Origin of the sequence: Shewanella sp. MMG014 (genome assembly GCF_018100775.1) — a bacterium.
GTDB lineage: Bacteria > Pseudomonadota > Gammaproteobacteria > Enterobacterales > Shewanellaceae > Shewanella > Shewanella japonica.
On the sequence record NZ_JAGJDZ010000023.1, the window covers coordinates 1 to 8,677 of the forward strand.

7 protein-coding genes and 2 pseudogenes are annotated in these 8,677 nt (G+C 42.9%); all 9 read right to left on the reverse strand.

Translation table 11 applies throughout. The features are described from left to right. Positions 1-150: type VI secretion system tube protein TssD (gene tssD / locus J8L86_RS20875; protein WP_211031401.1), on the reverse strand; the 150-nt coding region annotated here is incomplete at its 3' end. 306 nt (positions 151-456) lie between these two features. Further along, positions 457-584 (reverse strand): annotated as a pseudogene (locus J8L86_RS21345) (IS6 family transposase); the annotation flags it as partial. Between the two features lie 97 nt (positions 585-681). Continuing rightward, entirely contained in the window at positions 682-1,224 is a 543-nt protein-coding gene (locus J8L86_RS20880) for a BsuPI-related putative proteinase inhibitor (RefSeq protein WP_211031436.1), read from the reverse strand. Positions 1,225-1,426: 202 nt separating this feature from the next. After that, a complete protein-coding gene (locus J8L86_RS20885) occupies positions 1,427-3,640 on the reverse strand; it encodes a DNRLRE domain-containing protein (protein WP_211031441.1) in 2,214 nt (737 codons plus the stop codon). A 281-nt stretch (positions 3,641-3,921) separates the two neighbouring features. Next, positions 3,922-4,275, reverse strand: coding sequence for a PAAR domain-containing protein (locus tag J8L86_RS20890; RefSeq protein ID WP_211031437.1), 354 nt, complete (start codon positions 4,273-4,275; stop codon positions 3,922-3,924). A 102-nt stretch (positions 4,276-4,377) separates the two neighbouring features. Then, complete coding sequence (locus tag J8L86_RS20895) at positions 4,378-5,157, reverse strand: DUF2931 family protein (protein WP_211031438.1); 780 nt, start codon at positions 5,155-5,157, stop codon at positions 4,378-4,380. A 2-nt stretch (positions 5,158-5,159) separates the two neighbouring features. After that, positions 5,160-7,253, reverse strand: a complete 2,094-nt coding sequence (locus tag J8L86_RS20900; RefSeq protein ID WP_211031439.1) for a DUF2235 domain-containing protein — start codon at positions 7,251-7,253, stop codon at positions 5,160-5,162. Further along, positions 7,250-8,059: a DUF4123 domain-containing protein gene (locus J8L86_RS20905; RefSeq protein WP_211031440.1), complete on the reverse strand. Its 810-nt coding sequence runs from the start codon at positions 8,057-8,059 to the stop codon at positions 7,250-7,252. Before J8L86_RS20905 ends, J8L86_RS20900 begins: the two co-directional genes overlap by 4 nt. Continuing rightward, positions 8,056-8,677: pseudogene (locus J8L86_RS20910) on the reverse strand (hypothetical protein); the annotation flags it as partial. The pseudogene J8L86_RS20910 and the gene J8L86_RS20905, both read right to left, overlap by 4 nt.

The window sequence follows — 8,677 nt, forward strand, 5'->3', positions numbered from 1 at the left end:
CACAGTCACGATATGGTCAAACTCTTGAACCATCATTTCGTCTTCGTGGCCTTCGACAAAAATGTCACCGACAGAATCAGCAGTAAAGGCGCCCGCAGTGATATCGCCCTGAGTTTGCCCTTTTATTGAGATATAACATGGTGTTGGCATGGATAATTCCTATTAAATAAGTCATGGATTTAAATGGGTTTTATGATAAACCTAGCATTAACTAGCTAGTTTTATGCCAACTTTTAAACACTTGATTTTAATAAGGAATTTCACCCCCCAACTCTAACAAGGCAATAAGTGGCCCAGAGTTGAGCAAAATGTGGCCCAGCGAGCAATTTGTTGCCCAGTTAATCACATGGGCTTGTCATATATTGAAAGGAGCGAACATCAATGGAACAGGAAACAACATCAAGAAGGTTTAGGTCTGTTTCACCATCCACCACGAGCCTGTGATGTTAGGTTATCTTTTCGAAAGCATACCTCAAGTTGTGATGCGTTTTTAATCAACCAACGGTTTAACGTTGAGTGCTAAAATGGATGTAACAGTCAGTGAATGCTTCTTCAATTTAACGGTAACTGAGTTTATAGACCAGTGAAATTGATTGTCATGCAGATTAACCTCCAAAATTAATATTCGAAGATCATCTACACTTCAGTTTATTTCGTCAACTTTGCGATAGAACCCTATAATTACTTAACGACTAATGGTATTGAGCTGGCATTTAACAACATAGCATTATTTCCATTCATGGCTTGACCCACAAACTTCACCCCAAACCAATAGCCAGAGTCATTGACTTTGTTCATGACAATAGCAGGCACGCTAAAGCGACTGACTATGGCTTCACCAGGCGCTAAAGTCACTTCACGAAGTGCTTGCATATACACCATATCTTGAGAAGAAGACCATAGTTTTTCCCCTTGTTGATCCATCAGCAATAAATCAGCAGTCATGCTTGAATTAAATCGAATACTAACAGGCTCACTTTGAGTATTCGTTGCAGTATAGGTTACCAACATTGGCTTTTTACGATCACTATAAGGTTCAGCTTCAAACTGACCAACTAATAAGGTATGAGCCTTGGCTGATTTTTCCATACCAAGCACAATGGTTTTACCTATCTTTTCCTCCTGAGAGGCGACTTTTTCTTCATTGTAACTATTTTCCGAATCCATATTCGTTGCTGTACAACCAACGAGAAATATACCTAAACAGCCGACTAATCTTTTCATTTAAACACTCTCATTTTTCGTTATCATCATTTTAAATATTAATCTCTATCGTCCTTGCTACTTGCTACTTGCTACTTGCTACTTGCTACTTGCTACTTGCTAAGCAACTTCATTCGTCAATCCAACAAGTTGCTTAGTCAAAGTTAAACAAAAATAGGCTCATCATTTTGCCAACAGTTACAATACTGAATTTGTATTAATTTTATTCTTCTTTGTTCTGGTGTAATGACTTTTGAGCCTCATAAAGTGATAAAGGGTACACAGGCTTCTTCTGGTTTATTGCTTCCACATAGAACCAATCATTTTTTTGATCAGATGCTATACGATCAACCGTTGATTGAAAGTAATGACTATGTGCACCAACCACTATAGTTTTAGGGTGTAAACGGTAGTGATCATAGCGATTAGATATATATTGACCATCACCTTGCCCATTTTCATAAGCATAACCAGAGCGCTCATGTATCTCTTGTCCTCTTGTCGTTACATTCCATAATACATTACGGGGGCCTGAGTGAGGTAAACCAGTCCAGGCTCCCGCACTATTGATCTGAATTTGCCCTGATTGCTCCACTAAGTTATGGCCCAATACACCACCATGAAAATCAATATTTGCGATAAACGCATTTGAATGCGTATCATTTCTAACTTTGGTTGATAAGTTTCGTAAAACATTACCGCCAGAACTTTGATTGTATGAAATAGCATGTGTTCGAACTGCATTCATTTCAATATTTTGAACTAAATTATGATAACTACCAGCACCTTGTGTCCCATAATAACCAATGCCATGATGTCCGCTAACGCCACTAATCGTGACATTATCTACGGTGTTATGTAGTGAATTACTTAAAGATAAATCCATCAAAAAATTATGGATAGTAACATTTCGCACCCAGCTATTTTTCACTTGATGGAATCGAATGCCGCCATTGCCATAATCGTAATTATAATCTGATGTTACTTTGTGATGTGCGTATGCATAGGAATCAGGAACTATCATTTTTATTTGTAAGCTTTCAACCCCAACATTCTCGAACCTTTGCGTGTATAACCTTAAATCTGAACCCGATGAAACTTTAAACTCATACGGGAAAGGAGTTGCAACGGTAACTTCAGCAATATTGCTACCTAAATCACTATCTATCTCTTTCACATCAGTAATAGTATTTGCAAAGCGAACGGCTCGGGTTCCATTACGAATAGTCCAAGTCTCATCAAGAGGTAATGGTTTTAGTGCCTCCAAAAGTGGAGCTCGGCTAAATTCACCATTTATATCTTCCATGTAGCTTGTTAAAGCAATCTTATCTCCAGGCTCTAACGTAACTCTTGTATTAAGGTTTATTTGTACTTTATTATCGCCAGGAGTAACATCTTTAACCAAAGTAGATGAAAAAGAGCTAATGCCGGTATTCGTTCCCTCTCCAACATTGATTAAATGTTTAGTTGCCACAGCTTGAACGTCAAGCGTGGTTTCATGTTGTTTTATAATGGTAGCAGAATCCCCTTTATCACCACGCCCTCTTAAAATAATATTTGATGCTGTGATTGAAAGTGTATTCCATTCATTTTTATCAATATTTATGTCATAAGTACCACTATCAAATTGAATAATGCCACCTCCAGCTTCTGCTGCGGCATCAATAGCTGACTGTATAGCGAGATAATCATCTACACCATCTTGGTTCGGCTCTGCACCATAAGACGAAACATGAAAAGTTTCTAGGTTTGAGAGTTCGGAATCTTGTGGAAGCTCGCTTCCCATTTTATAACCAGCGGTTCCCCAGTCATTAAAAAAATAATCATCTGAGTAATCATTTTTTAGAAATTTATCAAAAATTTGGGCGTTCTTATGCTCTGAGTCATCAGAATCATAGTTATATTCAATGCGTATTGTCGGCGGCTGAGTTGTATTAAAAAAAGGTTGATCTTTTGTATAATATTGAACATGAACTTCATTTGCAGTAGTACCATCTGAGTTTTCAATAGTGAGATAAAATGACAGCATTTTTTTATCAGGGCTTCTTGCTAAAAATTCTGTTATATCCATCGTCATAATACCGAACTGCTCTTCAGCTTCCCAAGTGCCAATTTTTTCACCTACCTCAATCGGTGTACTACCAGTAACAGTCATTTCTTCCCACGGAGAATCTGTAACAAAGACATCGGTAATCGGTTTACCTTGGGTTTTTAAAACTCTTAAAACTAGTTCAGCTTTACTTATTTCTGAACCTTTTGGTAATGACTCAAGTTCTTCCATATCAAACTTAATAAGACCACTCGCTGTCATTCTGCTATCGCCATCGCGCTTCGCTAAATGGATTTTTGTCTCATCACCAAAATTAACAGTATTCCCACTGGCTTCTCGAATCCAAGTATCTGCAACCGTAGGGAAATAGATAACATCTTCAACGATAAATGGGTCTACAGGGTCTACAGGGTCTACAGGGTCTACAGGGTCTACAGGGTCTACGGGGAACTTGAGTTGTCATTACACCCCAATAATAGTACTAACGTCATGCCCAATATGTATTTCATTTTATTACTTATTACCATTAACCAACCGCCTTATTTACAATGATGTTGAGTATTATCCATACTTTTCAAAAAGCTATAATCCAAAGCTATATAAACACTTCTGTCGCACCAAAGCTGAAGGACTCTGTATTACAACAAAGCCATCACACAATCATTACCTCATTGATTGATGTTGACTCCGTTACCTATATTGACACCACCGCCCATGTTGAGTGATGTTGCCATCGAAGTCCCCAAAGCGACTTGATGACTGCCGGGCAATAAAAAACAGTTGTTGCAACCGGTATCCACAAAATCTCCCTCTCGAGCAAGAACTTGACCATTTAGGTTCGCGTTCCGAGACGTCTTCATGATAATAGGGCCTTTACCTCGACAGCTTTTACTACCACATGTACAGGTAGCCATATCTCCGATTAACGCAATCGCTTTCCCATTAACCTTGACACTACCACTTCCTGAAATCACTTTACCATCAGTGGTCGTAGGGCTATCGATGGTTATAACATCATTCATCTTTCTAATTTTCCTGACCAATTTATAAAGGTTGTTTTAACTTTGTTTAATTATTTGTAGCTTTATTTAATCAATACCTGGATGAAAATGCGGTAGAGCGCTTTATTCGCTGTAATACTGTAATATTGAGGCGTTCGACCTTGAAACCTGATCGACTTTATCCCAAGGAACTGGAAACAAGGTCACCCCGTTATCAGCGGCCCGTTGCAGAGCTCTTTCTATTGGACCTTTATATTGAAAGTTATCAACCCCAGCACCTGAACGGTCAGTTATTGCGGTGACCGCAGGCTTAATTTTGTCAATATAGGTATAAACCATGCCGCACCCAGACAGCCACACCTTAGCATCGCCGCCAGGTAGCAAGCCAAAAAGAACATCTATTTGATAACATCCTCCCCCATCTGCGCCGCTAGGTCGTATATATCTCTCTTGAGTCATCATCTGCTGCTTAAGTGCTGGCGATAGGTCAAACTTTGTCGCGTAAAACTTTCCTTCAGCTAACGAAGCCCAATACAGATAAATACTGTCCGGCAGTATTTTTGCAGGCATAACCTGTCCCTGCATAGAGGTTGCAGCAGCATGAAGAGGAATACTAAACCCATCATAATCTGGTAATCTCTTTCTAACGTTATCAAGCGTTCCCTTTCGCCAAAGAGCATTAAATCCATGAGTTAACGACGTCCAGTTATACCGGTCATTCACCCCATAAGCTTGCTGTACCCTAACCGGGTAAAATGACGGTGAGACCACGCCAATCCGCCACGCCCTCATATCTTCAGGGATATCAGGGTGACTTGCACACCCTTTAATTAAAAAGGCTCCGCCAACACAAAGTGCGCTAACAACGCCAAATATCATCCCTTTTTTACGATTTACCTTCATATTTACGACCCTTGCTTGCATTCGAATGCCAAGCGGTAGTATTCGCCTTTCTGCGGACCATCACTGAACTTGTGACCACGATTAACTATATCATCTGCGGCAGAATGGTGAATAAGGTTAAGCTTCATGAAACGCGCGATAATACTTTCAGCCTTACTGTCGTCCTCACAGCGCAAAAAAGGCGCAACAATACCCTGCTCACTTGCGGTGTTAAGCACCAGCTGGCAAAGGTGAGCCCAGTTCGCTCCTGACAGGGTCTCGGGGGCTTTAAGATACGCATTTTCCTCCCAAACAGTTCCATTTTCATCCCCCACAGGCACACCATGATACTTAGCCAAACCAAACATCATGCGCAGATACAGTCGAGATAAATCCCCTTCAACGACACGTTGTAGATAGAGATTGCCACTGATACGAGTTCGAGGCCTTTGCCCACCTACACGGGTTGATTTAATGTCTATGACAAAGCTGTCTGGCCACCCATCAGCTCGGTAACGATTTATCTCACTGTCTAGCCTTTCCTTTACCTTATCGTAGGAAAACTGAACCCCTTTAGCGCCAGAAGTGTGACTGTGACTAAGCACCAGTTGCCTTTCAAGCCGAGGGAGCAGGTAGTCAGCCTTATCGAACGAACTGCTGGCATGGTAACCACCACCAATATCACTGTGCGCCCCAGGAAGAACATACTCCTCAAAGTTATCAGCGCGATTTAAGTGATTTAAGCAGAAATTTTGACGATATTCAGTTTTAGGGTGAGCGGTCAGGTGCACCGCCCGCTTAACTCGCTCAGGGTCAAGCCACAAGCGTACACCCCCCGTATCGCCATTCTGATGATTTAGACTCCAGCTTTCAAAAGGGGAAAAAATGGAGGCGACCGTATCAAACAATCCAGCAAAGGTGATTTCAAGGTTGTTATTTGCTCCCCAGTCAAACCCTTCCATTAAGGCGATGTTATTATCCTGACAAGCCTGTATAAAGGCGCGGGCAAAATCGCCCTCGGCGCCATCCAGTACTAGATTGATAAAGTGCCTAGCAGCCGCAGCGCCGCGGCTAAACCCAAAGACGTCAAACTCAACCTTACCGATGGCGTCAAACGCCTCCCTCCCCCCCAGTTCTGCCGCTTCCACTGCTGCATCCCCAAATAACTTTACATTCGCACAAATCGACTCAATTCCCGTTTGCGCTTTAGCCTCAACACCGTAATCACCTCTCCCCAACCCTTGCCCCCAAATTACCGATTCATCCGCAGGCGCAATCTCGGTACCATTACCCGTCCCCACCCCGGTGATGTAAATTCGATTAACAAAGGCGTCATTGATGAATTCTCCATCACCATAAAGCTCTTTCAGCTTTTCTATATTCGTCAGTTCGTTAGCGGCGCTGCCGGCCACATCTTCCTGTTTGTTTTCAGAGCACCAAAGAAAGCAAAACTCCTTCTCTGGATAAGCAAAAACAGAAGCAGGCAGCGCCTTTACAAGCTCTGCGTCGGTATGTGTCCCCCCCCCATACTCCCTGTATGACGCTTTCCAGTTGTTGTAGTAACCATCAAGCTGAGCTTTGCCCCACAATGCGCTGTAGCTATTATTGGTCGTGCCATCAAAAAACATCCCTAAGCGTAATGTCAGCAGATTAAAACCTTTAACCCTCACAACATAACTATTATCAGTAACAAGCTTAACGACCTCACCACCTTGGTGGCGCGTAGGTAAGACTTGCTCTTCACTGAGCACTACAAGGTCCCCTAATGTCACATCGAGACGTTGACGAGATAAGCCCTGATAACCTCGCATTCCTTCGATAGCCTCATCAACCGGACATTGCTCACCACGATATGGCTTGCGCTGCTGTGATTGCGCAAGCCACGTGGGGTTATCAAGATTCAGCGTGACGCCTCCTGGCACGAGTGTTTTAATCAATATCGGCTTATCGCTCAAGGTTACGTCATGGACGTTACCGACTGCGTCGGTCAATGTACCTTTAACATTGTCAAAAGGCTGATTGTGCTCATCAACAACCGATATTTCTATCCAATGTGTCGCTTGCTCACAAGGTAAACAATAAGGGTTAGCACCTAGAACACCAGTGGCTAATGTCATGATATTAATGCTCCCTCTAATGTGCTGCGTATCCAGTTATTCAGATGTTCTTGCTCACAAAAATCCAACATTAACACCTCACTTAATACCTTTGATGATACGCCACTATGAGCAGCCAACTGACCAACGACAAACAGGTCGATATCTGACGCCTGAATAGCTTCTTGCTTTGCCTCCTCAAGCGCTGCCTGAATATAGACTTCTGCATTATCGAAATGAGCCATCATATCTGGTGCTACAGCCCACAAGCGGCGAGAAAGCACAACGGTATGCTGTTCAAGACTGTAGCTCGACAGCATGTGCTCAGGCTTCATTACCCACCAAGGTGCAACCTTTGGCATATACAGAATCTCAGTCTCTTGATTAAAGGTATGCACTTGCTCACCCGTGGAGACTCGCAAGCTATCAATATTCCCCATAAATCGGTACACATCAATGACTGACATAGCTAGCAATTGAGGGGTGAGCACGAGCGGGTCGTAGAAGCGAAACAACACCAACTCACCATCAAGCGCAGCCAGTAGAAGACTGCGTAAGTGAGCTATTAAGTCATCGACTTTGGCGCTACTGCGCAATAGTATGCCTTGCTTGAGTGTACTTTCAGGCAACCCTGCTATTGTCTTGTTCATCGGGATAAGCCAAGGTGTTAAGGGCACCAAATCATTAAAGGTGGCCTCATCAAATAAAGGCAACGCCTTACTCATTAGAGGTATCAGTGATGCATGATTTTCCGCCAGTTTCGTGCCAACTTGAGCAACCAACCAATAACAGTCACTCTGCGGATCAAGCCAATTCTGTAGCATCATATTTCACCCTCGACGAGAGAGCAGCTTTTTACCGCTGGCGAATGAAGCGTTTCAGCCATTAAAAACACGGTAGGCATAATCGAGACAGCTGCAGCCCGGGATGGGCTCACGGCCTCTTGCTGGGCTTGAGTTGCCTCCTCCACCTGGCGAGGTAAGCCGGCTAATGCTCCAGCAAACACACTACCACTACCAGCACTACCGCCTGAATTGAGATTCACCGCTGCCCCAACCAAGTGAATACCTGCTGGGTCTATTTTAATAAAGTGACCACCTGCCTTGAGGGTCAGCTCCGCACCCGCATCGATAATGACTTTCTGACCTGCCTTAACGTGGATTTCAGAGCCCGCCCCCAATATCGACTTGCCTGCCACCTTCTGCTGTAAACTGCCCTCTATCTGAGTAATTACATCCTCTTTAACGAATGTTCGTTGCTCACCCTCAACCGTAAGGTGCTCATTACCCTTGATACGGGTAAAGCGCTCATGCTCTACATCCAAATGCGCATCATGTTTAATGTGAGTGCTTTGGTCATGTTCAACCAAGGTGTTCAGGTCTTTTTGTGCATGAAGGTAAATCTCTTGCTTATCCAACTCATCTTCAAAGCGTAACTCGTTACTC